28 protein-coding genes are annotated in these 24,934 nt (G+C 54.6%); 4 read left to right on the plus strand and 24 right to left on the minus strand.

Annotation, left to right across the window (positions count from 1 at the left end; all coding sequences use genetic code 11):
• Nucleotides 1-213: 213 nt before the first annotated feature.
• The 4 genes from KTE_RS17380 to KTE_RS17395 all read right to left on the minus strand — a co-directional run bounded on the left by KTE_RS17380 (nt 214) and on the right by KTE_RS17395 (nt 3,833).
• On the minus strand, nt 214-1,353 hold the full coding sequence (locus KTE_RS17380) for a rhomboid family intramembrane serine protease (RefSeq protein WP_236600470.1): 1,140 nt from the start codon (nt 1,351-1,353) through the stop codon (nt 214-216).
• Nucleotides 1,354-1,522: 169 nt separating this feature from the next.
• Nucleotides 1,523-2,410 (minus strand): rhomboid family intramembrane serine protease, encoded by an 888-nt coding sequence (locus tag KTE_RS17385; protein WP_201382993.1) that lies wholly within the window; start codon nt 2,408-2,410, stop codon nt 1,523-1,525.
• A gap of 140 nt (nt 2,411-2,550) precedes the next feature.
• Nucleotides 2,551-3,198, minus strand: coding sequence for a MarC family protein (locus KTE_RS17390; RefSeq protein WP_201382995.1), 648 nt, complete (start codon nt 3,196-3,198; stop codon nt 2,551-2,553).
• Between the two features lie 260 nt (nt 3,199-3,458).
• Nucleotides 3,459-3,833: a hypothetical protein gene (locus KTE_RS17395; RefSeq protein WP_201382996.1), complete on the minus strand. Its 375-nt coding sequence runs from the start codon at nt 3,831-3,833 to the stop codon at nt 3,459-3,461.
• A 487-nt stretch (nt 3,834-4,320) separates the two neighbouring features.
• On the opposite strand from KTE_RS17395, the gene KTE_RS17400 reads away from it, so the two are divergent.
• The 3 genes from KTE_RS17400 to KTE_RS17410 are packed head-to-tail and all read left to right on the plus strand — an operon-like array spanning nt 4,321 to nt 6,789.
• On the plus strand, nt 4,321-4,815 hold the full coding sequence (locus tag KTE_RS17400) for a hypothetical protein (RefSeq protein WP_201382998.1): 495 nt from the start codon (nt 4,321-4,323) through the stop codon (nt 4,813-4,815).
• Nucleotides 4,815-5,405: a hypothetical protein gene (locus KTE_RS17405; RefSeq protein ID WP_201383000.1), complete on the plus strand. Its 591-nt coding sequence runs from the start codon at nt 4,815-4,817 to the stop codon at nt 5,403-5,405. Before KTE_RS17400 ends, KTE_RS17405 begins: the two co-directional genes overlap by 1 nt.
• Nucleotides 5,389-6,789 carry an MFS transporter gene (locus KTE_RS17410; RefSeq protein ID WP_201383002.1) on the plus strand — a complete coding sequence of 467 codons (1,401 nt, stop codon included), beginning with the start codon at nt 5,389-5,391 and terminating at the stop codon, nt 6,787-6,789. Before KTE_RS17405 ends, KTE_RS17410 begins: the two co-directional genes overlap by 17 nt.
• A gap of 41 nt (nt 6,790-6,830) precedes the next feature.
• Here KTE_RS17410 and tatC read toward each other — a convergent pair whose 3' ends face one another.
• The 19 genes from tatC to KTE_RS17505 all read right to left on the minus strand — a co-directional run bounded on the left by tatC (nt 6,831) and on the right by KTE_RS17505 (nt 21,849).
• On the minus strand, nt 6,831-7,631 hold the full coding sequence (tatC, locus tag KTE_RS17415; protein ID WP_201383003.1) for a twin-arginine translocase subunit TatC: 801 nt from the start codon (nt 7,629-7,631) through the stop codon (nt 6,831-6,833).
• A 51-nt stretch (nt 7,632-7,682) separates the two neighbouring features.
• A complete protein-coding gene (locus tag KTE_RS17420) occupies nt 7,683-7,979 on the minus strand; it encodes a twin-arginine translocase TatA/TatE family subunit (RefSeq protein ID WP_201383006.1) in 297 nt (98 codons plus the stop codon).
• Between the two features lie 163 nt (nt 7,980-8,142).
• Entirely contained in the window at nt 8,143-8,436 is a 294-nt protein-coding gene (locus KTE_RS17425) for a hypothetical protein (protein WP_201383008.1), read from the minus strand.
• Nucleotides 8,429-9,172, minus strand: a complete 744-nt coding sequence (locus tag KTE_RS17430) for an RNA polymerase sigma factor (RefSeq protein WP_201383009.1) — start codon at nt 9,170-9,172, stop codon at nt 8,429-8,431. Before KTE_RS17430 ends, KTE_RS17425 begins: the two co-directional genes overlap by 8 nt.
• A gap of 465 nt (nt 9,173-9,637) precedes the next feature.
• Nucleotides 9,638-9,874, minus strand: a complete 237-nt coding sequence (acpP, locus tag KTE_RS17435; protein ID WP_201369493.1) for an acyl carrier protein — start codon at nt 9,872-9,874, stop codon at nt 9,638-9,640.
• The gene (nusB, locus tag KTE_RS17440) at nt 9,874-10,317 is read right to left on the minus strand and encodes a transcription antitermination factor NusB (RefSeq protein ID WP_007911637.1); all 444 of its coding nucleotides are present in this window, start codon (nt 10,315-10,317) and stop codon (nt 9,874-9,876) included. The genes acpP and nusB overlap by 1 nt, the downstream gene beginning before the upstream one ends.
• Before the next feature lie 33 nt (nt 10,318-10,350).
• Nucleotides 10,351-10,707: an Asp23/Gls24 family envelope stress response protein gene (locus KTE_RS17445; RefSeq protein WP_201383011.1), complete on the minus strand. Its 357-nt coding sequence runs from the start codon at nt 10,705-10,707 to the stop codon at nt 10,351-10,353.
• A gap of 307 nt (nt 10,708-11,014) precedes the next feature.
• Complete coding sequence (gene fabD / locus KTE_RS17450; RefSeq protein ID WP_201383013.1) at nt 11,015-12,043, minus strand: ACP S-malonyltransferase; 1,029 nt, start codon at nt 12,041-12,043, stop codon at nt 11,015-11,017.
• Nucleotides 12,044-12,191: 148 nt separating this feature from the next.
• Complete coding sequence (rpmF, locus tag KTE_RS17455; protein WP_007911634.1) at nt 12,192-12,380, minus strand: 50S ribosomal protein L32; 189 nt, start codon at nt 12,378-12,380, stop codon at nt 12,192-12,194.
• A gap of 48 nt (nt 12,381-12,428) precedes the next feature.
• Nucleotides 12,429-12,944 carry a DUF177 domain-containing protein gene (locus KTE_RS17460; RefSeq protein WP_201383015.1) on the minus strand — a complete coding sequence of 172 codons (516 nt, stop codon included), beginning with the start codon at nt 12,942-12,944 and terminating at the stop codon, nt 12,429-12,431.
• 326 nt (nt 12,945-13,270) lie between these two features.
• On the minus strand, nt 13,271-13,942 hold the full coding sequence (locus tag KTE_RS17465) for a hypothetical protein (RefSeq protein ID WP_201383017.1): 672 nt from the start codon (nt 13,940-13,942) through the stop codon (nt 13,271-13,273).
• A gap of 86 nt (nt 13,943-14,028) precedes the next feature.
• Nucleotides 14,029-14,535: a pantetheine-phosphate adenylyltransferase gene (gene coaD, locus KTE_RS17470; RefSeq protein ID WP_201383019.1), complete on the minus strand. Its 507-nt coding sequence runs from the start codon at nt 14,533-14,535 to the stop codon at nt 14,029-14,031.
• A gap of 240 nt (nt 14,536-14,775) precedes the next feature.
• Nucleotides 14,776-15,135, minus strand: a complete 360-nt coding sequence (locus KTE_RS17475; protein ID WP_201383021.1) for a hypothetical protein — start codon at nt 15,133-15,135, stop codon at nt 14,776-14,778.
• 71 nt (nt 15,136-15,206) lie between these two features.
• Nucleotides 15,207-16,460: an MFS transporter gene (locus KTE_RS17480; RefSeq protein ID WP_201383023.1), complete on the minus strand. Its 1,254-nt coding sequence runs from the start codon at nt 16,458-16,460 to the stop codon at nt 15,207-15,209.
• A 247-nt stretch (nt 16,461-16,707) separates the two neighbouring features.
• On the minus strand, nt 16,708-17,298 hold the full coding sequence (locus tag KTE_RS17485; protein WP_201383026.1) for a PadR family transcriptional regulator: 591 nt from the start codon (nt 17,296-17,298) through the stop codon (nt 16,708-16,710).
• A gap of 579 nt (nt 17,299-17,877) precedes the next feature.
• Nucleotides 17,878-19,194, minus strand: coding sequence for an ATP-dependent DNA helicase RecG (gene recG / locus KTE_RS17490; RefSeq protein WP_201383028.1), 1,317 nt, complete (start codon nt 19,192-19,194; stop codon nt 17,878-17,880).
• Between the two features lie 113 nt (nt 19,195-19,307).
• On the minus strand, nt 19,308-20,066 hold the full coding sequence (locus KTE_RS17495) for an OB-fold nucleic acid binding domain-containing protein (RefSeq protein ID WP_201383030.1): 759 nt from the start codon (nt 20,064-20,066) through the stop codon (nt 19,308-19,310).
• The gene (locus KTE_RS17500) at nt 20,063-20,617 is read right to left on the minus strand and encodes a hypothetical protein (RefSeq protein ID WP_201383032.1); all 555 of its coding nucleotides are present in this window, start codon (nt 20,615-20,617) and stop codon (nt 20,063-20,065) included. Before KTE_RS17500 ends, KTE_RS17495 begins: the two co-directional genes overlap by 4 nt.
• A 293-nt stretch (nt 20,618-20,910) precedes the next feature.
• Nucleotides 20,911-21,849, minus strand: coding sequence for an NAD(P)-dependent oxidoreductase (locus KTE_RS17505; protein ID WP_201383034.1), 939 nt, complete (start codon nt 21,847-21,849; stop codon nt 20,911-20,913).
• 283 nt (nt 21,850-22,132) lie between these two features.
• Between KTE_RS17505 and KTE_RS17510 the strand changes: the two genes are divergently transcribed.
• Nucleotides 22,133-23,407 carry an MFS transporter gene (locus tag KTE_RS17510; protein ID WP_201383036.1) on the plus strand — a complete coding sequence of 425 codons (1,275 nt, stop codon included), beginning with the start codon at nt 22,133-22,135 and terminating at the stop codon, nt 23,405-23,407.
• A 75-nt stretch (nt 23,408-23,482) separates the two neighbouring features.
• Here the strand turns inward: KTE_RS17510 and KTE_RS17515 are convergent, their stop codons facing one another.
• Complete coding sequence (locus KTE_RS17515; RefSeq protein WP_201369480.1) at nt 23,483-24,664, minus strand: ArsA family ATPase; 1,182 nt, start codon at nt 24,662-24,664, stop codon at nt 23,483-23,485.
• Between the last annotated feature and the right edge of the window lie 270 nt (nt 24,665-24,934).

The following is a 24,934-nucleotide window of genomic DNA, read 5'->3' on the forward strand; positions in this document are numbered from 1 at the left end:
GGTAAAGGGCATGGATAGATCATCCCGGCCACGCTCAACGGCGACAACTCTGGAACGTGGGCAGGACTTTTGTGACTCAGCCGGGTCACAGCGAGATTGCAAGCTCGACTTCCTACTATTAAGTTTAACGTGAGCGGCAACAAGCAAAGGGCGAAAAAAGAGGGGAAGCATCTTGAGAGATGCTTCCCCTTGTCTCTTGTTGGGCGGTAGCTGCTAGAAGAGGTTGCGGCGCTGACGCGGGGCCAGCAGGACCGCGATGATCAGGCCCCCAACGATGCTGGCAATCAGTCCATAGACCAGGGTTAGTTGTCCCTGGGCAAAGGCGATGTTCAGCACGATGTTGAGGACTGCGAATATCAGCCATTGCTGGAACGCGCCCTGACCAAAGCCACCAAGGGATTTGCGGTTGATAAAGTAGAAGCCACCCAGGGCCCCAAAGATGCCAAAGACGGCATAGGTCATGCCTGGGACAAGGCTGCCTATAAAGTACTGATCGACAAGGATACCGATAAGGCCGGATGCCAGGTAGATGACGATATAGCGCCACTTGCCGAAGAGCACCTCGACGGCTCGCCCGACAAAGAAGAGCGAGATGAGGTTGATGGCGAGCTGTATGAGACTGCCCGTGAGGAAGATGGCGGCCACGTACGTGAGAGGATTTGCCCCACTAAAGGTAACAACACCTGTAGAAACGAGGAGAAGGGCGATGATACTGAGCGCAACAATGATATTTGTTACCAGGCCGGGCATCTGGTTTATCAAGAAGCGTGTGCGAATCATGCGCCGTTGCATACCATTCGGGCGTGACCAGGTGGGGATGGACTCTCTGTTGGCTCCAATCGCCGCATTTGTAGGAAGTACAGTTGGCTGGGCAGACTGCTTGGCTGGCTCGGGTGGCGTGAGTGGCTCAACATTGGGGAAGCAGTGCTCGAAGCGTCCACCATAGGAGAGGCGTGCCGCGCGTGCGCGTGCCAGGTTGGCGTCATAGGTCTGTCCCATGGCGCGTAGCAGGTGTGAGCGTAGCGCATGCGCATAGGCGATGCCCGGGTCCTCGCTGATGACGGCATCCACACTCTGAAGTGCGCGCTCGAAGCGTCGATCAAGGAGGTCGAGCAGGGCCTGTGCCAGGCGGGATTCCTGTCCACCGGCGGGCTGTAGCTCCTGCACGCGGCGGCAGGCCATCTGTACCACGCCATAACTCCCCAGCCCCAGGTTGGCTTCCGCCAGGCCCAGGTGAATCATTGGGTTATCAGACTCGAGCTGAGCGCCGTGTGCATAGGCGATGGCGGCCTCACGTGGGTGACCTTGAGCCAGGGCTTGCTTACCCTGTTCCAGGTATGTCTGTATATCCATTTGTGCTTCCACAAGAATCCTCCAAAAAGAACCAGCAAGGGTAGGCGAGAAGGTGTTTCCTCCTTATACGAAAACCAATCCCCATTTGGGAACAAGCGAAAGCGGCGCCGCGTCCCCGAATGGGGGCGGCTAGCGCTAGCGCGCTCAGGTTTTCGAAAGGCACTTCTCGTTACACTTTTGTCCCTACTAGATATAGGGAAATGACTGTAAGTATCAGTGTACCTAAGATTGTCAACAGGGCCAAGGGCCAGCGCTTTGTCAGGCTGTGGCGGTCGACGACGGTATAGGGTGATGAACTGCGATAAAGCGGGCTAAACCACAATCCCAGAAGGCAGCCACTTATTAAGCCGCCAAAGTGAGCATAGTTATCGACATTTGCGATCATAAAGCCCACGCCGAGATTGATCCCAATGATAACGATGAGATAAAGAATCGAGAAGAGACCACCAAAGGGAAAGGCGCGTCGATGGGTAATCACAAAGATACTAAAGACGCCCACCAGGCCAAAGATAGCTCCCGAGGCCCCCAGGCTAACCTCCTCTGGCGCGAAATAGAAGCTCGCGAGAACACTAATGATACCAGTGATGATGTAGAGAAACAGGTAGCGCGTATGACCAAGCAAACGCTCCAGGAAGATACCTAACATCAGCAGGTTCAACATGTTAAGCCCCAGGTGCAGGAGGTTCGCATGGAGAAACATGGGTGTCAAGAAGCGCCAGTACTCATGTTGCTGCACGATGGCTGGATTATATTTGGCCCCATAATCGATCAGAACCTGCGTGAGCGAGGCATCATCTGCAGGTTGAATCGAGATCGCGTTGGCCCAGACATATGTAAGGATTGTCTGCCAGCTATGAGCACCGGCAGCAAGTGCCGCCTTGTACGCGGTGAGCATCCAGAGGAGGCTCATGCCCAGAACAAGTAGCCAGGTCACCCAGGCCATCTTATCGAGGCCACGGCGAGACTGGTAGCTGGAAAGGGCCACCTGGTAGCTCAGGCGATCACGCGCTGTAGGCGTGATGGCTGGCTGCTGCTGCTGTTGCGGACTGATCTTCAAGCATTCCTCGTGTCTATGGCTGCGTCTCTACTTCTATATATCGTAACGTTTGGGCTTATTATTAGATACGAACGGGCACCTCAATAGTCGCAACCTGGCTGAAGGGAGCAAAGATGGCAGGACCTCTTTACCCAGACATCTTACTTGATAAAGCCGCTGGTGTGGGCAAAGGTGGTTACACCATTCAGCACAAATTGGATGGCCAGGGCCGCTAGCAGGATACCCAGAATGCGGGAGAAGACCATAATGCCGGTACGCCCAACGCGCTGAATGATCCAGGAACTGCTGCGCATGGCAACCCAGGCCAGGGCCAGGGCACTGGCAATCGCCAGAAAGACCGATAGGAGCAACATTGGCTGTGTCGAGGCCTGTCCTACATAGAGAATCGTCGTGGCAATGGTTCCAGGACCAGCGATCAGGGGAATAGCAAGAGGGAAGACGCTGATATCCTCACGGGTCATGGCCTCTTCCTCTTCTTCCTTGGTCTCGCGTGCCCCTGAGGGACGACCAAAGAGCATATCGATAGCGACCATAAAGAGTAGGACGCCACCCGCGATATTAAACGCATAGAGCGAGATTCCCAGGCGGTCCAGCAGAAAGCGACCAACAATAGCGAAGAAGGCAATAATTGCGGCACTGATTAAGGTGGCACGGGCGATAACTACCTTGCGCTGGGCCCGTGAGAGGTGGGAGGTGAGACCAACAAAGACGGGAGCCAGACCAACGGGATCGATAATAGTCAAAAAAGTCACGAAAGCACTAATCGTAAAAGTAATGAGCGTAGGCACAGAAAACCTCTAGACCTTCGTATTGCGAGTTAAGATTGGAAAAAGAGTGCATAAAATAGGGTGGAAGACTACCTTAGTCGAGCTTATTTCTGCGCTTGAATTATATCATATATATAAATTATGTAAACACTACGCTGAGGAGCGTGATCTCTTGCACCTGTGGTGCTCGCTTGTATAGTGGATGTGGTGCATGCTCACGGCCCCAGGGCCGTGAGCATGCACCACATCCACTATACAAAAAACCTTGCACATCAGGTACACTACCTGGCTGCTGCATAGCGACGTGAACGGTGGCTGCGTTTATGCCAGAGTGGGTAGGTGACCAGGTGCCAGAGCACAATCAGCAAGAGCGCACCCAGCAGGGCTTTTAAGAGGGGAATATCGTGGAAGACATAGTCTATGGGCAGGCTAAAGTGAAACACCTCAGTCGCCAGCCATGTCCCGACCAGGCCCGCAACGAAAGCGCCAAAAATGCCATAGGGGAGACGCCAGCCAACGATAAATTCCGCGATCAGCCCAATAAGCAGGGCCACGCCCCAGACAATCAGCGTCCCAATCGTGATATCGATATGATATCCTAGCACATCACCCGTCATAATGACGGAATCCGCAAGGGGCAGCAGCAAAATTCCCATGTTTTATAGAACCTCCTCCAGGTTTTGCAAGAGGGCGCCTCGCGCCTAATGAGTTTGTCAAGAATGATATATATTAGCGCCAGACGCACCGAGAATGTGATGAAATTGAGGAATTAAACCCTCTCGTCTCTAGTACGGATGAGTATGGCGAAAAGATACGCTAAAAGCCGCAGATGAATGGTGTATCCACGAAGTTCGATGTGAACAAAAAAGGGTCGAACGCATACATCCAGCAAATTGTAGGGACCAAGCAAGCTTGGCCCTCTCTCGTGAGCCAGAAGGTAGAGATTAATGGTGGACGCATGAAGAAGATGGCGAAATTGTAGACGCGAATGGCATCCTGTGCGTATATAAGGGTAGGAGAATTTTTTGCCCTGGGGCAATTCTGATAGGTAGTAGAAGATTTTGCCCCGAGTATGATCGATAACTCGCGTTTAAGTACGTTCAGTTCGTGCGTTATAATGAAAAAGAACTACTGAAGATTTTTATGGGAGGCCATTATGCGGGGGCAATGAAGACTGCGCTCATCGTGGGCTTGGTAATACTTGGCGTAATTATCGTGGGCATTGGTGTGGCAGCCTATTTCGGGAGGCTGTTAGAGACGCTCTACATCATCTTGATGGTGCTGGCCGCGTTCCTGGTGTTCGCGACGTTCATGCAGATCTACTCGGTCTTCTCACTCATTGGAACGATCAAAACAATACGTGATGAGGCTAAACCGCTCGTCTCTTCTCTACAGGAGACCGTTAGCATTGTACAGGATACAGCCAAAACTGCCGGACATACGGCCTCGGTCGTTGGAACTGTCTCGAATCTGGCCAGCGATCTGATTGTCGCACCTGGTGTGCGCGCGGCCGCGGGTGCAGTTGCCGCGGGTGAGATGGTCAAAGTGTTCTTTGGTAAAGGGAGCAAGCGAAGTAAATACGAAGAGCGCCTGAACCAGCAGCGGGAGGCTATGCAGGCGAGCGCGGGAGGTGACTAATGTTTCTAGTCCTTGGAGTCAATCCCATCCTGGAGATGGGGGGGCGCATCGCGGCCATCATCATCTGCCTGTTTGCCTTTGTGTTCATTATCGTCTCAGTGGCTTTGAACTTTGCTATGGCCTGGGGACTAAGCCTGCTGCGCGAGAAAGTGAACGTGGTACAGAAGGTGCGCCCGGAAGTGGAGAGTGTCAACCAGGCGACCATACGTGCCAGACAGGGCTTGCCGCCTGACGAGAACGAGAGCGCGCTTGCGCGTACCGTGGCGAAGGTTCCCGCGGGCGTGCAGAAGGTCGACACAAAGACGGTACAGCTTGCCGATAAAGCGGCGAAGGGCCTCATCGAGGCGCGTGCGCGTACCGTGCAGGCACAGACCATCTTGAAGGCCTTCTTCCTTCCCGGTCTGATGCGACGCGAGACGCTTGCTCAGGAGGAGGCCCGTGTCGATGCGGCTGGCCTGGAGTTTAAGAGTCCCGGCTATCGTATGTTGATGGAAGAGCAGGCACCTGAAGTTCCAATCGAGGCAAGCAATGGCGAGGGAGCGCGTCAACGTATGGAGGCACAACAACTGCGTAATGTCACTACTCGTTGAGTACCTGCGGCAGTTTGGTCGCTTTCAGCGCAACGCGCGCCTGTATCTGATTAGCAACGCCTTGAGTGGTATGACGCTCGGCATTATCCAGGTTCTCTATAATCTCTACCTGGTCTCACTCGGCTATAAAACTGATTTTGTAGGACTGGTATTGTTTATGACGACGGTGGGAGCAGGCCTGGCTATCTTCCCCGCCGGCCTCTGTATTGATCGCTTTGGAAGTAAGGCCATCCTGATCTGGGCCAGTGTCGCGGTGGGCGTGGCGGGGACGGGACAGTTTCTGTTGCGCCAACCGCCATTCTTGCTGTGTAGTGGCTTTATTGCGGGTGTGGCGGGCGCCTTTATCCTTGTTGTCAATGCGCCCTTCCTGACACAGAATAGTTCAAGCTCCGAGCGCTCCCTGCTCTTCAGCTTTACGATTGTCGTGACCCTGATTACGACCGTGCTGGGTGAGCTGCTGGGAGGCGTACTCCCGGTCTGGCTGCGCGCCAGTACCTGGCTGATGGGAGCCTGGCCCGCGTGGCTAGAGGCCATCCTGGCGCACCAACCAGAGGCACGCGCCTATCAACTCTCACTCCTCTTCGCTGGCCTCATTGCCATCCCAAGCTTTATTCCCCTTTTCCTGTTGAGCAATGATCGCCCCAATCGTGTGTCTGAGCGGAAAGACGCTATAATGCGTCTGGAACCCCCTGAAAAGGGGCGTAAGCTATCAATGGTCAACCAGGTGAAGCAAACGCTCCAGCGCTGGCGTGAGAGCGATATACGAGGCTTGTTATATAGTCCCCTGGTTGTACTGGTGCTGGTGCAGGCGCTGATTGGTTTTGGAGCAGGCCTTTTTATCCCCTATTTCAATCTCTATTTTGTCCATTTCCTGGGTGCCTCGCCCGCGCTCTTTGGCACCATCGATGGTGGAGCGAACGCACTCAACGCCGTGCTTATCCTGGTCGCGCCTCTCCTGGTGCTGCGGATCGGCCGTGTCAATACTGTGGTTATCACGCGTCTCGCCAGTCTCCCCGTTTTACTCGTGATCAGCCTTGTGATCTTTCTCCCCTTGATTGCCCCGCTCTACTTGTTGCGCCAGGGTTTGATGGATATGGGCAATGGTGTCTTCCAGGCCTTCTCAATGGAGGTCATTCCCCATAAGCGACGCGGAGTCGCCAACAGTATCTACCAGGCCGCCTTCTATATCGCCAATGCCCTGGCGACGCCTATTGGGGGCTTCTTGATCGCACGCAGTGGCTATCGCCCGGTATTTCTTATAGCAATAGTACTCTATACTGTCTCTGTCCTCATGCTCTGGGGGCGCTTCGGGCGCGGGGTTGGTGAGCGCCTGCTAGTCGATGTGCGCGAGCAGGATCGGCGGGAAGAAGTACTGGTCAAGTAAACAAAAAGGGCACCGGTCAGGTGCCCTTTTTGTTTATCTTATTATCTTTTGGCGAAGACGCGAATGAAGATGATAGACAATTCGTAGAGGCAGGACATTGTTATACCCAGGATGATGGGACTATACACGTCCGCTCCTGGCGTGATGAAGCAGGAGGCGATCCACATGCCCACGTGGGCAGTTGAGCGCCGCTTCTTCAGCATATCCGAGTCTACGATGCCTACCAGGGCCATAAAGGTTAGCACGAGAGGAATCTCGAAGACGATACCAAAGGCCAGCATAAAGTACGTGATAAAGGTAAAGTAGCTATCTGCTGTGACCAGTTCAGTAAACATGTCCGATGAGAACTGGACCAGGAACTCCAGGGGGTAGCGAATAGTCGCATATCCTAGCGAAATTCCCGCGACAAAGAGTACGATGCCAATCAGAATAAAGGGTACGGCATGCTTCTTCTCATGCCGATAGAGTCCGGGCGCTATAAAAGCCCAGGTCTGATAGAGAAGAACGGGTATTGACAACAGGATACCAACCGCGAGCGAGATGAGCAGCGTGATGGTAAAGCCCTCGGCAACTCCCATCACAACGATCTTGCCCCCAAGGGCATCGGCACCCTTTGGCAGTGGCGCAGACAGAAAGCCCATGATTTGTCCGCGGAAGATGAAGGCAACAATAGAAAAGATCACAACGGAGATCAGGCTCTTGAAGATGCGCTTGCGTAGCTCCTCCAGGTGCTCGATCAAGGTCATAGCCGATTCCGCCAGTTCATCCTCAACATCTTCCGCGTCTTCGCTCACGTATGTGGATAGTTTACGTTCCTGCTGGTCTAGATTGCTAGTTGCCATGTACACTCCCAGGCAGGTTTTTTAGAAGACGACATTCGTGCTTGGAAACCGCTAAACCTCGGCATCGACCGAGTGGCTCGCGGCCTCCTGGGCGTTCAAAGCAGCTTTACGTGCAGCAATCTCACGCTCAAGCGCCTCGATGTCCATGGCATCAACGCCCTTCGACTCGACGGGTTTGACCTCTTCCTTCTCTTCTTTGGGAGCGCCAATTTCGCTCATGCCCTTCTTGAACTCCTGAATGCTCTTACCGATAGCGGAACCCATCTCGGGGAGGCGCTTGGGGCCGAAGACCAGGAGGGCGACGACGACGACGATAACTAGTGTAAGTGGATGTACTCCAAATGGCATGATGGTAGATCCTTTCTGGACTAAGATGGTAACGCGAAAAATACAACTGAATGCAACTGATTGTATGCTCAGGCTCAAATCTCATACAAGATTCGAGCGTACAGTAACAAGCGTAAGGTCGTGTCTGCAATGACGTGATAGGAGCGAGACCAGCCTGTGGAGGCTAGTAGGCCGCTCGTGGTCGCGTCGTCGTATCGTGACCGAAGAACCTCGTGTCAAGCTGCTGAACACCTTCCAGTGCCAGGCCTACGAGGCCCGCGCTGGCGGTGCTAAAGGTTACAGCGCGCAGGATCTGGCGACGCGTCATAAGGCGCGCCTGGCGTGTTGGTAAGAGCGCCGGTTCTTGTACCTTCTCCTGGTGCAGTGCATGTACCAGGCGTTGCTCAAGTCCCGAGGGCCTGGGCGCTGTTGGACCATAGTGGCGTAGCAGCAGTGTTTCTGCGGTATCGTTATGCATAGCTACTCCGATGTGTCGCAGGTTGGGCGTTGAGCGAGAGATGATAGGGCTTATGTGCTTGCGTAGATGGTCCTATGTTCTCTCTGTCAGTGGAGGCGGCGCTGGTCGTGATTGGCTCTGAAGTCCCAGGCGTCTCCACAAGTTTCTCATCGCTTTCATAGGCGTAGAGCTGTTGAAACTGCTTGCGGGCGCGGGCGAGGCGCTGGCGTACGGCTGGCTCTTTTAGTTCAAGCAGATCGGCGATCTGGGCGGTGGTCAGGCCGCCAACGATAGAGAGCAGCAGGCAGACCCGTAGAGGCTCTGCCAGGCGCGCCAGGACGCGCTGTACGGCGTCGCGCTCGGCGATGATGTCAGCCGGATCATCAGATGCATGCGTTCCCAGTCCTGAAGGCTGAAGAGGCGCGGCCTGCTCGCTGACCGTTTCGCTACTCGCCGTCTCTGCCTGGCGCCCTTCGAGCATACGCGAAAAGGGGACAAAGCTTAATATCTTGCGGCGGCGATAGTGCATGCGAACCGTATTCAGCGCAATACGCAGGAGCCAGGCCTTAGGTTGGAAGTGGTCTCCACTCGCGCGACGAGCGGTATCTATCCCACGCAGAGCCTGGTGAAAGGTGTCCTGGGTCAGGTCCTGGCTCTCTTCCCAATCATTGGTCATGCCATAGATGGTATGAAAGACCAGGGCGCTGTACTCATGAATAAGCGCTTCTATAGCCTTGGCAGTAGGCGTCGTATCCACACAGATAACTCTCTCAACAAATGGACGATAGCAAAGAAACGTTTCTTACCGGGAGCCGTGTATCTGAACGATTGCCAGATTTACACGTCTCTCTATTACTCAGATGCACGAGGACATGAAAGTGTGACAACGAATTTCTTTTTGTTATTATTCAGTACTTCTCGCCACTACGTGGCTCGCCAGGGTTATGGGATGTGGAAAAAATGCCGAAGGCATTTTTTCCACATCCCATAACCCTTAGCAGCGTCGCAGACGCTGTGAACATCTCTTGAAGAGAGGGCATTGAGTAGTAACTTCTCTTTTTTGAGATACATGGAAATAGTCTTACAAAGAAATAGTAGCAAATATATGGGATCTCGCAAAGGGGAGTGTGTGGAAAGGTATACAGGTTGTCTGAAGGTGGGTTTGAGGAAAGTTACAGGGTGGCCTAGGCCACCCTGTCATGAGTCCGTAGGAAGAAAAAAATTACCGCAGGTGCTCTTCGATATAATCCTCGGCCTCTTGCACGGTCGTGATTTTCTCGGCGTCCTCATCGGAGATCTGAACTTTGAACTCTTCCTCAAGGGACATGATGAGTTCGACGAGGTCCAGCGAATCGGCGTTGAGATCTTCAACGAAAGACGCGCTAGAAACGACCTCGCTCTCGTCGACACCAAGCTGGTCGACGATAATTTTTTTCAGCCTATCATGAATAGTTGGCATTATTTCACCTCGCTTTCCGCTTTTGGGGTGGGCTGTTGTTGAGCCCGATTAAATATAGTACCTAGGACGCCATTAATGAAGCGGCTCGAGGTGTCACTGCCGAAGAGCTTGGCAAGTTCCACAGCCTCATTGATAGCAGCCTTGGCTGGTACAGTATTATTAAACAGAATCTCGTAGATTGCAAGTCTCAGGATATTTTTATCGACACGAGCCATCTGTTGCAGTGGCCATTCGCGAGCGGCACTCTGGATATGCGCGTCGATATCAGCCAGGTGCTTGCAGACACCCTCGGCCAGCTCTTGCGCGTATTCTACCACTTTGGCATGGAGATTACGCTCTTCAGCGTGCCGCTGCAAGATCTCAAGGGGATCATGATGGACCATGTCGTATTCATAGAGTGTTTGCAGTGCGACCATGCGCGCTTGCCTGCGTATCCCTGGCATAGTATCCTCAAAAAATGTCAAACTAATGACGTGTTATGCAATGTCATAAATGTAGATGTTGACTTCTTGCACCTGCATCCCGACCATATCTTCGAGCGCAGAGGCAACCTCATCCTGTACGGCAGAGCCGATTGAGACGATATCGACATCTGCATCAACGATCAAGTATAAATCGGCTGAGACGGTGTTCTCCTTCACTGTTAACCCGACCCCCTGAGGAGGAATGTCGTGTTTGAGGAGGCGAGACCACTGGTTACGCATCGCCACTGTGGGTGATGTATTGGCCATACCGATTACACCTGGAATCTGCAACGCGCTATGCGTTACGATAGTCGAAAGTACCTGTTTGGCCACGCGAACGGAGCCAATGCTTTGATAGGCGCTTGCCATCTTAACCTCTCTTCTCTGTGAGTGCCACACCAGATGAAATGGGTAAGTAAGATCGCAACCTTCCAGTGTTAAGGAGCGAGCGACTTATTTGACAAATGACTACGGTATATCTGTCGCTATCGTAGTTGAGCATTCAGGCGCTATTGCAAATTATCTAAATCCAAAGATAGGCCCTTTTGCGAACTATGTCAAGTATATATCCCAAATGGTGTGCCCGTCCATAGTAGGAGGACTTCAATACTGGTTTTGGACAGGTCTCCGACTCTTCAGACGGAGAGCCTGTCTATATGCTCACACAAGCAAGCTGCTACGCCAAAACATCCTGTTCGCGTAGCTGGGCTGCGGCCTTTGCGACCTCGCTGGCGTTGCCAACGTTCATAATCGTGACGCCCTTCGCGATGCGCTTGACCATGCCCGCAAGGGCCTGGCCCGGACCAATCTCGATAAAGATGTTGACGCCAGCCTCCACCAGGTACTGGATGGTCTTGACCCACTGTACGGAGGATGCCACCTGTTGGGCAAGCTCCTGGCGCAAACGCGAGGGGTCGGTGAGCGGCGTGCCATCGATATTGGCGATGATGGGACGCGCGGCCTCACGAAGCTCAAGCTCTGCCAGCGTTTTCGCCAGGCCTTGCGCGGCTGGCTCCATCACGGGTGAGTGGAAGGCACCGCTGACCGCGAGAGGTATCACGCGTTTGGCGCCACGCGCCTTCGCCAGTTCTCCCGCCAGCTCAAGCGCCCGCTTCTCACCAGAGATTACGATCTGGCCGGGAGCGTTATAATTGGCGATAATGACGCGTCCCTGACCGGGATGGGTCGTAGCCCCCGCTAGCTCCGCGAGTGCCTGCTCAGTTGCTTCCTGGCAGACCTGGCGCAGTGGCTCTTCGTCCATGGCGATGACGGCGGACATGCCCCCGGGGCAGACCGTGCCTTCATGCTCCATCAGGCGGCCCCGTTCGCGCACGGCCAGGATGGTCTCTTTGAGATCGAGTGCGCCCGCGACAGGCAGCGCGCTCCATTCGCCCACACTATGGCCCGCGACAAAGGCGGGTGTGAGGGGCGTAGACCAGAAAGAAGGCTCGCCAGGGGAGAGGGCTTCTTGGAGTGCGGCAAGATACGCGAGGCTGACGGTCACAATAGCGGGCTGAGCGTTAATGGTATCACGCAGGGTGGTTTCTGGGCCGTTGAAGCAGAGATCGCTTAGTGAGAACCCGAGGGCGTCATCGGCGGCGGCAAAGACTCTCTGGGCCGCGGGAGAGGACGCGAAGATATCGGCTCCCATGCCAACAGCCTGACTTCCCTGCCCTGGAAAAAGAAAGGCGACTCTGGTCGTCATGCTATTTTGATCCTTATTCCGAAAACCAACGTCGCTTACGCGACTAGTGCTTCACACTCAGGTTTTCGGAGAAGTAGTACTCTCAAAAAAAGAAGCGGCGTATGTAAGAGACTTCACGAAGAAGCGTTACATTGCCGCTTGCTTGTCATTACTTGCTGGCCTTAGGAAGAAACACCTGGCGGCCACGGTAGGTGCCACAATTGGGGCAGGCATGGTGCGAAAGACGTGGTGTTTTGCACTGAGGGCAGGCCACCAGTTGTGGTAATTTCAGGTGATGATGTGCCCGGCGCTCACCCTGACGAGCGCGTGAGGTACGCTGCTTTGGAAGTGCTCCCATGGTAATTGTTCTCCTCTTCCACCCGTTGAAAATCTGGGTGACATGTGCTTATGAATTGTCCTGCTGCAAAAGTGTCTTGAGGACGCTGAAACGCGCGTCTGGCTCTGGTTGGCATTCACAAGGACCCTCATTGAGATCCTTCCCGCATTGCGCACACAGCCCGGCGCAATCTTCGCGGCAGAGGGTCACAATGGGTATCGCGAGCAGGACCTGCTGGCGAATTGCCTCGGTAAGGTCAACCAGGTGGTGATCGTCGATAGGGAAGGCATCTTCCGCGTCTACAGGTTCGACAGGAATACCAGTTACCACATCGACGGTTGGATAAAACCGCTCTTCAAAGTCTACATGCTGCGGCTGCTCGAAATGCTTGAGGCAGCGTGTGCACTCTAGTTCAACGGTAAGGTCTACCCAGCCGTCCACCAGAATTCCCTGGTTGATGTGGCGTATACGAGCGTGACCTGCGATAGGACCGATGACCTTGAGATCTTCGTCAAGCTGAATATCATCTTCGCTAAAGTCGGACTCAAGGCTGGTACCGACGAGCGATTTCAAAAGTTGCGCCACATTAAAGATCATTCCTTGTTCCCTTTCCACTAGAAAGTTGAACCCTTGTGTGAGACACCATCAGGATATCTCCTCTCAGTAAAAATGCATACTGAAAATAGCGATATGGCGCAAAGTGAAAAGTTCTTGCTCTTTGCTGGCGCTTGCTCATTATAGACAAGCCTTGAAAGGGTGTCAAGACCCGTATGCGGCCACGGGTAAGGGAGGCACCGCGAGGATGCCGCATGGATAGTGCGCTTACCTTACGCGCGCCGTAGAGCGAAAAAGAGGCTGGTGTACGAATAGGACCCGTTTGACGTCTGCCCTCCAGCGCGACAGGTGACATGCTAAGGCTGGTTAATGCCAATGGTATCGGCCGCCAGAGAGGAGCGCCGTGGACGTGGCTGTGGTGGTATATTGGCTGGCAGTGATCCACCGGGGGAGTCTTCCACTAGTTCTCCTGCCTCCTCCTCTTCGAGAAATGCTTCTTCCTCGTTGATGTATGCTGTGGCGTCGTGCTCTTCCAGGCTATTGTCCCCTGCGGTGGCGATTTGCCCATGTTCCTCCAGGCTCTCGATGCCACGCTCAACGCTTAAGACGGTGCGGCTGACCCTGGTCTCCACTTGCACAAGCTGTTCATGCAGGGTGCGTAGCGTCTCGATGACATAGGCGTCGGCGTCGCCCTTCAACTGCTGGGCCTTTTGTTCGGCCTGGTTCAGCATCTCCTGCGAGCGCTGTTCCGCGACCTTCAGCAGCCCCTCGCGGTTGATGACGCGCTCGGTCTCCTCACGCGCGCGATTGAGCAAGGCGTTAGCATCGGCCTGGGCCTGAGCGAGGATACGTTCTTTATCCTGAATAACGCGACGCGCCTGCTTGACCTCTTCAGGGATCGAGGTGCGCATCTGCTCAATAATATTGAAGATGTCGGTCTCTTTTATGACGACCTGGTTAGTCAGAGGCACGCGCTTGCTTGATGCGATGAGATTATCCAGGCGATCAACGAGGTACAGAATGTCCAAGAACTTCCTCCTTCCCTCTCCTGGTGCGTACGCCGAGAAGTCATAAGTACGTGTATGGATGCCAGGGGGTAGTCTCTGAGCGAGCGCTATTGGCCGAACCTATGGCGTAGCGCGCGTACTACCGCGGCGGGAAGCATATCATCGACATTGCCTCCCAGGCGAGCAACTTCCTTGAGCCGGGATGAACTGATAAACAGGTGATCCAGGCTGGTGAGCAGGCAGATGGTCTCGATTTCAGGTGCGAGCTTGCGGTTCATCAGGCTTTGTTCAAACTCAGTGCCAAAGTCGTTGGGAGAGCGTAAGCCTTTAATGAGCGCGCAGCCACCAAGAGAGCGTACATATTCTACTACGAGTATCGAGAAGGTTTCGACGCGCACATTGGTCAGGCCTTCAGCGGCAATGACTTCCTGCCAGAGTGAGAGGCGTTCGTCAACGGTGAAGAGCACATTTTTGTCGGGAAAGGCGTAGATCGCGATGACCAGTTCATCGAAGAGGCGCGCCGCTCGGCGCGCGATATCGAGATGTCCATTGGTAACTGGATCAAAACTTCCCGGATAGACTGCTATGCGTGGACGTTGTGCTTCATTGCTCACGTCTGAGGCCCCCCTTAAATAGTATATGAAAACTCAGAGTATGCGACCCTCTGGAAAGCAGGGTCTTCTGTCCATTAAACCATAGTGGAGGCATTTCAGCAATAGAGTGTATGCTGGTCAATTTTCCAGGCTAAGCTTTGCGCCTGCGGCGCTCTCAAGGATATGAGCAATGGGTGGTGTGGCTCGGGTAAATGCCCGAGCCACACCACCCATTGCTCATATCCTTGAGATAGCAGATTTTTAGATGCGCTTGTAGCGAGCGTAGAGCATCTCGCCAAAGCCGATGGCGCCCAGACCCAGCAGCAGGTGGATGGTGCGAATGATGTCATGGGCGGGGCCAATGAGAATGTTGTCCTGAGTAAGACCTAAGGCGATGACGATCAGGCCATAAATGGCCGCGCCAATCGCGATTCCTGCATTGCCAGGTTTGGTGGTGGCCAGGGTACCGGCGATGATCCAGAGACAGATGACGGCGATAATACCAACGCCCTGGTGTACATCGGTGCGCACGATATAGTTGCCGGCCCAGTAGAAGATGCCCAGAATAAGCGCGACCAGAACGGCGAGGCGCAGGACCATGATAGAGATACGTGCTGCCATGTTACAGAAACTCCTTACAGTGTTGTAGTTGTAATTGTAATTGAAAAAGGTGAATGTAGGCCTGGATGAGCCTAGTCGTGGGACGAGGAGGGAACCTCGACGGCATCGGCCCGAGCTGGCTGTACAGGCTGTGTAACTCGTGCAATTGTGGGGAAGGCTACAAGCGTCGCCAGCACCACAAGTATACCACCCACGATAAAGGGCGTGCCCGCGCTACCTATCTTATAAATAGCACCGGCGATCAAGGGACCAATGATGCGAGCCAGGCCCGCGAAGCCCTGAGACAGTCCGAGCAGTTCACCCTGGGTTTCGCCCGGACTGGCGAAGGAGAGTAGCGTCGAGACGGTGGGACTCACCGCGCCATCGCCGATGCTGAGAATACCCAGCGTGACCATGAGCCAGGAGAGCTGAGTGCTAAAGGCCAGGGCGATAAGCCCAAGTGCCATAAGTACCAGCCCGGCCAGCATAACACTTCGCTCGCGCCAGCGCTTGACGAGCTGGCTGACCAGCCCTCCCTGCATGATGACGATGATGACGCCGATGTAGGTAAAGACATAGGCGTTCTGTGTTGCTCCCCAGTGGAAGTAATGCTGGGTGAAGAGCGGAAAGATATTCTCCATCCCCGTAAAGGCGACGGTGTAGAGCAGGTTGACCAGGATCAGCGAGAGCACCGCCGGGTTATGAGCCAGTTTGCCCCACCCGGAGAAGAAGGCACCAATCCCGCTCTTACTGGTCTTTTTGCTCTGCCCCTGCTCCTGGCCCGCCAGGCGTTTGCGGCTCTCAGGCAGAAGCACAATCACGAGCACGGCATTGAGGAGCGCGACCATGGCGGCAATCCAGAACGGTAGTCCAGGATATGCGCCAGCGAGCAGACCACCCAGGGCGGGACCGATGACAAAGCCCAGCCCAATCGCGGCACCGATCATGCCCATGCCTTGCGCGCGTTTCTCCGGCGGCGTGACATCGGCAACGAAGGCCTGAGCCGAGCCGATATTTGAGGCTCCCAGACCGCCAACGAAGCGCGCCACCAGCAACATAGGCAGCGAACCCGCCAGGGCCGTGAGCACCAGGGAGAGCGCCTCAATGACGAGGGAGACAACAATGATCGGCTTGCGCCCATAGCGATCTGAAAGGGTGCCGAGAATGGGCGTAAAGAGGAACTGGGCCAGGGCATAGAGACTGGTGAGCATGCCAATCATAAAGGCGTCGGCCCCAAAATGCTCTGCCCAGAAGGGCAGGAGGGGAATTACCAGGCCAAACCCTGTAATATCGATCAGGACAGTCAGCGTCATCAGCAGGAGTGCCGTGCGTTGCTGTTTATCCATAACTGTGCTCCTCAAAGTGTGTGTCCTGTTCCGTATTTTTAGCAGACCTCACTGGCTGCGTCTAAGTAGGTAGAAGTACCTGACCTGCCTCAGGCGATGCAGCAGAAGCGATAGTTGCTGCACCCTCGCGTCGTGAGCTACTTTCTACCAGCAAAGGCCGTCAATTATGACGTGAAACCTACGTTAAGTCAAAATTGACCTGATGGGCTAAAAATACGCCCCAGTTGCTTCCAACCATCTCTCTCGCCTATGAGGGGACAGACGTGGAAGCTGCCTGGGGAGATGTGCGTAGATGGGCTATTGTGCGTTCAAGCCAGCTGATTTCAGCGTTAAGCAGTGTCAATTTGTGGTCCTGCACAAATAAGTGCGCGTCATCAGGATGGCTAAGCGTTTGCATTTGCGCGACACTGGCCTGACGAGCCGCGGTCATGTGGGCATATCGCTCTGTGAGCAGCTCAAGCGCTTCACTTGGCGCCAGGTGATGAAGGAAAAAGAGGCAGGCATCGACATCGGCATTGTTCAGACCGGGGGTATAGTTACTCAGCGTCCGGCGTAGAAGCGAATGAAAATAGCGGCGACCAGCCTCAGTAATATAGTAGACATCACGTTCACGCAAAGCGACATCTTCATGCGCGGCACCTGGACCAGGAGCCTCCACCGTTTCGCGACGTATCTCCAGGTACCCATCGTGTGCCAGGCGTTCAAGCTGGTAATAAATGGTTGGCTTTTTGATCAGGTCGGCGAGGAGATCGTGATGGTTCTCGATCACCTCGCGAATCTGCTGCCCATACATTGGTCGCTCCAGCAAGAGTCCGAGCAGCATCAGTTGTTTATACATAGCCAATCCCATTTATCAGATATCGTTAAGTCAGTCCTGACTTATTATAAATAAATCCCGACAATTCTGTCAAGGATGGGGTGTATGTTATGACAGGTTTCGAGTGGGTGCCCGAAACCTGTCATAACATACCTTACTCTATTGTGGGGGGAAGAAGGATAGTATGAGATAATAGAGATTGTATGGCAGAAGAAGAGGGACAGGAGGCCCAGGAGATGCGTGAATGGTTCAAGCAGAAGGGGGGGGCTGGTTGCTTTAGGTACAGTGGTGGCTCTAATCGCTACCGCGGCCATTAATGGAATTATCGGCAACCGGGCGGATGAAATCTTTCAGCTCGTGCTCAATGGCTTGAGGCGATGCTCTCGCTCTCATGGCAGCGTGTGCGCGGCTCTTTAAAACGCAGACTTTTTGGACTCTGGGGCGACTCCAGGTCAGCATAGTTTACTCTTGGCAAAAGCAGTGTCTCCAGTAAATTGTAGGGTCCATGCTTGCATGGACTTTTTCTCGCTGGAGAGGGTACCAAGTTGGTGGGTATAAGAGTCCATGCAAGCATGGACCCTACAACGCCGGTAAATGGGGCTAGTGGGCCATGAAATCTTGCCAGAAGAGGTGCATCCGCTCACGGAGCGCCGTGTGCTCTGGCTTGCGCAGGTAGGGGTCTCCTGCCCAGACGCTCGCGGCGATCTTGCGCGTGAGTTCGATCATGCGGGTATCGCTGAGATCGGCGATGCGCATCTCTGGCATCCCGCTCTGGCGCACACCAATGAAGTCGCCGGGACCGCGCAGGCGTAGATCCTCCTCGGCGAGCTTGAAGCCATCATCAATCTCCTCAAAGACTCCCAGGCGTTCCTGTGATTGCGCGCCTGCGTCTTCGCTCAGCACATAGCAGTAAGACTGGTGTTTGCCGCGCCCGACGCGGCCACGGAACTGGTGGAGCTGCGAGAGGCCAAAACGGTCGGCATCTTCAATGACCATGACTGTGGCATTGGGAACATCGATACCCACTTCAATGACCGAGGTCGCGACCAGGATATCAAGCTCATGGTCGCGGAAGCGGTGCATGACCTGGTCTTTTTCAGCGGGCTTCATTGCGCCGTGCAGGAGGCCGAGGCGCAGCGTTGGAAAGACCTCGCGTTGCAGGCGCTCATACTCAGTTGTCGCGGCCTTGACCTGGAGCGACTCGGACTCCTCGATCAAGGGGCAGATGATAAAGGCCTGGTGACCCTCCTCCACCTGCTGGCGAATAGTATCATAAGACTCAGCTCGGCGTGCGCCTGTGCGCCAACGTGAGATGATCTTCTGACGCCCTGGAGGCAATTGATCGATAACAGAGACATCCAGGTCTCCGTAGAGCGTCAGGGAGAGAGTTCGCGGAATGGGCGTGGCCGTCATGACGAGCATGTGCGGATGATATCCCTTCTTGCGCAGGGCATCGCGCTGCTCAACGCCAAAGCGGTGTTGCTCGTCCACAATGACCAGTCCCAGCTTATAAAACTTGACATCATCCTGGATCAGGGCGTGAGTGCCGATAGCCACAGCGGCCTCGCCGCTCTCCAGCATGGCGCGTCCACGGGCGCGCTCGCTGGCCCGCTGGCTGCCAGTGAGGAGGACGGTGCGAATCCCGAAAGGCTCAAGCATCTTGCTGATACTGCGCGCATGCTGCTCCGCCAGCAGCTCGGTCGGGGCCATAATCGCGCCCTGGCTGCCATTGAGGACCGCCATGAAGAGGCCCGCGGCGGCGACAGCGGTCTTACCGGCTCCGACATCACCTTGCAAAAGGCGGCACATCGGTTTGCTCTTCGCCATATCGATGAAAATCTCGCTGATGACGCGGCGCTGGGCGTCGGTGTAGTGAAAGGGAAGCGTTGCCTCCAGAGGTGCGTCGGTCGCCGTCACAGACCAGAGCGTCGAGCCAATACCGATATTGCTTAAAGTGGTACCACTGGCAGGAGACGTGTCCTGGTCCTCGTCAGTCGGGGGGGCGATAAAGATTTTATCGGGATAGATGGTTAAGGCGTTGCCCTGGGGGCCTCGAACTGCCAGCGCTCGCGGCGCTCCTGCATGCCGAGTTGGATCATAAAGAGTTCGTCAAAGGCGAGGCGGCGATAGGCGCGCTGGCGCTCTTCTTCGTTATCGGGATAGTGAATTTTTGCCACGGCCTCGGGTAGGGGTATAAGCTGGGCCATATCGCGGATCGGCGTGGGAAGGTGATCGGGAACCATCTGGGCATAGCGATCAACTACCCACTTGGTAAAGCGACGCAGCACCTTGGCTGAGAGGCCTGCGGTCAAGGCGTAGGTCGGCACGAGGCGGCCTGTGTTGAGCAGATCATTCTGTTCGGGTAGCTCATGGCTCTGTACATTAAACTCGACCTTGTTGCCAAAGCGCTGTTTCTTGCCCGTTATCACGATATAGCAGCCCTGTGCGCGCTCCAACTGTTTTTGTAAATAGGGTTGATTAAACCAGGTGGCGTAGAGCTTGCCGCTGTCGTCCGAGATAGTGGCGATGGTGCGGGACTGATTGCCCCTGGTGCGCTTGACTGTAACCTCCCAGATCAGGCCCATAGTGGTCGAGACCTCATTGAAGGGGACATCGACGATGGGTGTGATCTTGCTATAATCGCGATGCTCGCGCGGAAAATAGAAGAGCAGGTCGCGCACGGTGCGAATTCCCAGGTGATGCAGGTGTTTCAGGGTTGTGGGACCTACACCGGGTACCGCGCTTACATCCGCGCTGAGGAGCGTTAGCGAGGTATGCCCCTGGCTCATTCCAGCTTCGAGGCGGATGGTGTTTGGCGGTGGCGGTGGTGGCGGCTCGACCAGGCGCTTTTCGTGAGGTACATTAGGCTCCTCCGGGGGGGAGCAGGTGGGCGGTGCGTAGCAGGCGTGGATGATGGCGCAGTTGACTGTTTCTGCTGGCGTGGCGCTGGCGCGGCCTGTGTTGTGTTAGCATTCTGAGGGAGCGTCGTTGCCTGCTTTCCCTGGAGAACGACTGGGGCGGCGCTTTGGGGCGTAGCAGGGGCGGGTGCTCCATCAAGCTCGTTTAGATCAGCCAGGACCAGGCGCAGGCGACTGGCACGCTGGTCTGGTGTAAGCTGGCGATACCCTTCCAGGTGCGTTCGCAGGCGTAGCACGATAGCGGGATCAAGACCGATATTCTGTAGCAGTGGGCGTGTTTCATCCACCCAGCGGGCAACAAAGGTTTCCAGCCCTCCGCCAAGGATGGCTTTATCCTGGTACTGAGTGCGTTGTTCATGTTGTAAGATTTTACGCGCACGCTCAATGTAAGGCGCGAGAGCATTTGTTTGTGTTTGTGACATAAGGAAAAAGTATAAGATAGTGTGCTGTAGGCGCGCCATGCTGGCGACCAGACAATAGATTTTTTAGCGGTAAGCACCTTTTAGATAGACTGATAGGCGGTGTCATGTCGTTGTCGATCTCACCCCCATGATAGAGGTTTTATGGAACAGATGTCAAGCTCTCATGAGAGCACGACAATGCTTCTCAAACGCCATTCATTCTCTTCTCTTCCTGCTCACAAGCTCGCCGGAGGCAGGAAAGATGGACATGGCGCAGGGGCAAATACCCCTGCGCCATGTCCATCTTTCCTACTTTATCTGGCGGCACGTCGAGCCTGGGTTGTGCTCGAAACGGTTGCCGGGGTGATCCCTAGTTGCTCTTCATCGGGCCAGATGCCCCTCTGGGGTGACCACCCAAGGCGGGTGCGTGCGACCTCGTTGCTGCAACGGCAGGAGTGCGGTTCAGGCAGTTCTGGCTGGCGTACCGGATGGGGCACGTGCAGCAGGTTTGCCAGCCTGTCGAGGTAATCTCCATATTGAATGGGTTCATCGACGATATTGAAGGTAGAGCCAGCCGGAGCTGATTCCAGGGCTGTCACGATCGCAGAGGCCATGTCATTGACATGCACAAGTGATAGGTAACTCTGTCCCCTGCCGGGAACCGTCAGACGACTGGCTCGCAGCCCTTCAAGCTGGTTCTCCTGATCGGTCCCTGGGCCCACGAATTGTCCCGCACGCAGAATGCACCAGTGGAGCTGGCTGGGATGGAACGAACTGACCATTTCCTCCATTTTGATTACAGGGGCGCAGATAGTCGCACGCGCGGGAGAGCTATCCAGGGGAACGTTCTCATGCAGCCAGAAGTCGCCCCCATCGGGATAGGCCATCACAGTACTCAACTGGATATAACGCCTGGCCTTAGCCGCGAGCGCGGCACTTAACAGGGATTGTGTCCCTTCTGTTCGTAGGCGCGTTGTGGCTCTCCAGGCATCGGGATCAGGATGATTAGGATCTCGTGGAATAGCGGTTGCTGTGTGTACAACCGCATGACAGCCAGAGATATGCGAAGGCAGGTGTTCAATAGTGGCGGGAGCCAGGAGGTCGCCTATAACGGCCTCGACGCCAGCAGCTTCCAGTGCACGAGCCTTATCAAGCGTGCGCGCCAGGGTACGCACGGTATGTCCCCGCTGTAACAATTGAGGGAGGAGCGCGCGTCCAAGGACCCCGGTGGTCCCGACGACGAAGATCTTCATGGGAAACTCCTTCGTATGTGGATGAGTGAGACGTCATACCTCCAATACTTTCAATGTACCATAGAGGGAAGCAATAGAGGCTGGTGAAATACAGATCAACTTGTTAAAAATTTACTTTAAATTGCCAAAAATAAGCAAATAGACATTGACTTTTGTTGATGGTAGGTGTTAATATTGCCATAAGATTGGTGTTTTATTGCAAATGATTGAAGCTTTTTGTCTAATGGTGAGCGAATGTTGTGGGGCAGAATACAGAGACTTAAAAAGTTGAAGGAGCTTGAGAATGTTTACCGCACTAAGGAAGCGTGATTTTGCGTTATTATGGCTGGGACAAATTGTCTCGTTATCGGGTGACTGGCTGTTGCTCCTGGCGCTACCATTCTACATCTATCAATTAACAGGCTCGGTATTACAGACGGGCATAATGTATATGATTGAGATGTTGCCGCGTATTCTCCTGGGGTCACTGGCTGGTGTTTTTGTTGATCGCTGGGATCGACGTTGGACGATGATTATTGCCGACCTTTCGCGTGCAGCGGTGCTCCTACTGATATTGTTGGTTCATACACAGAACCTGATATGGGTCATCTATGTTGCGGTCGCGTGCCAGGCGATCATCTCCCAATTTTTTACACCCGCCTCGATGGCACTCATTCCTACGCTTGTGGGTGAGAAAGACTTGATAGGGGCCAACTCGCTTTCGTCTTTTAGTGAAGCCCTGACGCGCCTGATTGGGCCGCCTTTGGGAGGTATACTGTATGCCTGGCTGAGTACAACAGGGGTGGTCGTGGCGGATAGCGCGACCTATCTCTTTTCAGCTCTGATGATAGCCTTGATTGCTGTCCCTGCTCGTGCTACGGCACTACAGCCTGATGCAGTGGTCTCGGTTGGAGAGGCGACAAAGAATGTCTTGCGCGAGTGGAGGAGTGGCCTGGGGATAGTTAAACGCGATGATGTCATCCTGGGCATTTTCTTGACGATGAGCGTGCTCATGATAGGACAGGGCGTGCTGAATGTCATGCTGGTGCCGCTGACAGAAAAAGTACTGCATGGCGGCTCGGTCACGCTGGGCTGGATTATTACTGCCCAGGGTGTGGGTTCTTTATTGGGCGCATTACTGGTGGGTCAGGTGAGTAAGATAGTTCGCCCGGTTGTGCTGGCAGTGTTGGCGCTGGTAGCCACGGGAAGCGCCATCTTGATCATCACCCACTATCCTCATCTACTGATCTCTCTGCTCCTGATTGGTATAGTGGGTGTCTTTATCGTTGGTTTAATGGTAACGACACAGACGCTGCTGCAAATCAAGGTTGAGGATAGTTATCGCGGTCGTGTCTTTGGCGCATTCGAGACGCTTCTCTCCATAGCTATGTTTGCAGGCCTGATTCTCGCCACCGGCGTGGGCGACCGCTTGAGTACAGTTACTCTACTAGACATCTCAGGCATTCTTACACTCCTGGCAGGCGTCGTTGCCCTCCTGACGCTGCGCAATGCGCGCCTGAAGGATGATGCTCAGGAAGAGCCGAGCCCAAGCAAGTCAGCGCTAGAGGTAGTCCCCTGACTAATCTTCATTCAGGAAGAGAGTGGCAGGCTGTCGTCCATGACGACAGCCTGCCACTCTCTTCCTGAATGAAGATTATGCCGTTTTGTCGCTCTCGGCCTCGGCGGGGGCGGTAAAATGGATTTCTAAGGCCTTGTTTGCGAAGCGTGCCGAGGTCGCCTCGTGGTGCGTGAGGATGGCGGGGAGGGTGAGATCGCGCTTGAAGTTTCCGATCTCGATAATCATCTCATCGCCTTTCTTGGTCATGATGACCTTACTCATTTCCACATGAGGCAGTGGGAGGCGCAGGATATAGCCTTGCTCTTTGCGCACGATCTCCTGTACTGCTCCCTGGTGGTAGACTGTGGTGGGGTCCTGCTCGCCAAAGACCACCTGGGCTAGCTTCTCAAGCTCATCCACGCCTAGAATCTCTTGGGCGTAATAGGGCGCCTCCCAGACGGGAAGTGGCGCGAAGGTCGTATGGATCTGCTGGCGGAGCTTCTCCTGTGTGTTATACATCTCGCGTAGAAAGGCATCCTGGTAATCGCCGGGCTGAATGACGCGGTTGCAGACCACGCTATCGATGGGGTAGCCAAAGAGGGAGAGGTAGGTCTCGGCGCGTAGAGCCTCTTTGATCACCATGCGCTCGGGATTCACCACGGGGCGGTACGAGGTGATTGTGGGGTCGCTAAGCACTTCACGCAACGTCTTGACGCGCTCACTCAATTTTTGTACGGCATCAAGCAACTCGGTCGTTGGGAGGAGCGATTTCAGGAAAGGCCGGGCCAGGTTAAGGGTTCCACGCATACCAGAGAGGCGTCCAACATACCATTGAAAGGTATCGGGCATGCTGAGGAGGCGCACAGTCTCACCGGTGGGCGCGGCATCAATCACCACCACGTCAAAGTTCCCCCGCTCGGCATTGCGGTAGATATTGACGAGGCTTACGATCTCGTCCATGCCTGGAATCAGGGCCAGTTCCTCTGCCATGACATCGTCGACTCCTTGCTTGCGCAGCGTGCGTGTCATAGTCTCCTGGAGTTTGCCCCACCCACGGCGCATCTCATCAAGGACATTGACCTCCTGCGCCCACAGGTTGGGCGCGATCTCGCCTGGCTCAGAAGTCAGGGGGACCCCTAAACAGTCGGCCAGGCTATGAGCCAGGTCTGTACTGACAACCAGCGTGCGCTTGCCAAGTGCTGCGGAACGCGCGGCGGTCGCAGCGGAGATGGTTGTTTTGCCCACCCCGCCTTTTCCAAGATAAAGTATAATACGCATAAGCTTCCTTATTATATATTTTGAGCTGAACAAGCTATAGAGTATTCTTTGAACTGAACAACATCGCCTTACCCATATGTACGTATACCTCCTCTTTTAGGTTTGATCAATAGCCACGAAATGGCGAAGCGCCTCAAACAGGTTCCCGCGAAGAGAACAGTAAGACGAATTCGCATATTACGTTAGGGGAATTACCCATTTCTAGAGCGAGCAGGCATCTATACTGGCGTAGGAGCAAATTATCATCTGATAAATAAGCATGGTTAGTGA

It is taken from the genome of Ktedonobacter sp. SOSP1-85, from assembly GCF_016587415.1.
GTDB lineage: Bacteria > Chloroflexota > Ktedonobacteria > Ktedonobacterales > Ktedonobacteraceae > Ktedonobacter.

Coding starts and splice junctions, on each gene's coding strand:
- KTE_RS17380 (WP_236600470.1), bottom strand. CDS start 1,353: ATGGATATACAGACATACCTGGAACAGGGTAAGCAAGCCCTGGCTCAA.
- KTE_RS17395 (WP_201382996.1), bottom strand. CDS start 3,833: ATGGGAATTTTGCTGCTGCCCCTTGCGGATTCCGTCATTATGACGGGT.
- KTE_RS17400 (WP_201382998.1), top strand. CDS start 4,321: ATGGGAGGCCATTATGCGGGGGCAATGAAGACTGCGCTCATCGTGGGC.
- KTE_RS17405 (WP_201383000.1), top strand. CDS start 4,815: ATGTTTCTAGTCCTTGGAGTCAATCCCATCCTGGAGATGGGGGGGCGC.
- KTE_RS17410 (WP_201383002.1), top strand. CDS start 5,389: ATGTCACTACTCGTTGAGTACCTGCGGCAGTTTGGTCGCTTTCAGCGC.
- tatC (WP_201383003.1), bottom strand. CDS start 7,631: ATGGCAACTAGCAATCTAGACCAGCAGGAACGTAAACTATCCACATAC.
- KTE_RS17420 (WP_201383006.1), bottom strand. CDS start 7,979: ATGCCATTTGGAGTACATCCACTTACACTAGTTATCGTCGTCGTCGTC.
- KTE_RS17425 (WP_201383008.1), bottom strand. CDS start 8,436: ATGCATAACGATACCGCAGAAACACTGCTGCTACGCCACTATGGTCCA.
- acpP (WP_201369493.1), bottom strand. CDS start 9,874: ATGCCAACTATTCATGATAGGCTGAAAAAAATTATCGTCGACCAGCTT.
- nusB (WP_007911637.1), bottom strand. CDS start 10,317: ATGCCAGGGATACGCAGGCAAGCGCGCATGGTCGCACTGCAAACACTC.
- KTE_RS17445 (WP_201383011.1), bottom strand. CDS start 10,707: ATGGCAAGCGCCTATCAAAGCATTGGCTCCGTTCGCGTGGCCAAACAG.
- fabD (WP_201383013.1), bottom strand. CDS start 12,043: ATGACGACCAGAGTCGCCTTTCTTTTTCCAGGGCAGGGAAGTCAGGCT.
- rpmF (WP_007911634.1), bottom strand. CDS start 12,380: ATGGGAGCACTTCCAAAGCAGCGTACCTCACGCGCTCGTCAGGGTGAG.
- KTE_RS17475 (WP_201383021.1), bottom strand. CDS start 15,135: ATGGCAGCACGTATCTCTATCATGGTCCTGCGCCTCGCCGTTCTGGTC.
- KTE_RS17480 (WP_201383023.1), bottom strand. CDS start 16,460: ATGGATAAACAGCAACGCACGGCACTCCTGCTGATGACGCTGACTGTC.
- KTE_RS17485 (WP_201383026.1), bottom strand. CDS start 17,298: ATGTATAAACAACTGATGCTGCTCGGACTCTTGCTGGAGCGACCAATG.
- KTE_RS17495 (WP_201383030.1), bottom strand. CDS start 20,066: ATGAGCCAGGGGCATACCTCGCTAACGCTCCTCAGCGCGGATGTAAGC.
- KTE_RS17500 (WP_201383032.1), bottom strand. CDS start 20,617: ATGTCACAAACACAAACAAATGCTCTCGCGCCTTACATTGAGCGTGCG.
- KTE_RS17505 (WP_201383034.1), bottom strand. CDS start 21,849: ATGAAGATCTTCGTCGTCGGGACCACCGGGGTCCTTGGACGCGCGCTC.
- KTE_RS17510 (WP_201383036.1), top strand. CDS start 22,133: ATGTTTACCGCACTAAGGAAGCGTGATTTTGCGTTATTATGGCTGGGA.
- KTE_RS17515 (WP_201369480.1), bottom strand. CDS start 24,664: ATGCGTATTATACTTTATCTTGGAAAAGGCGGGGTGGGCAAAACAACC.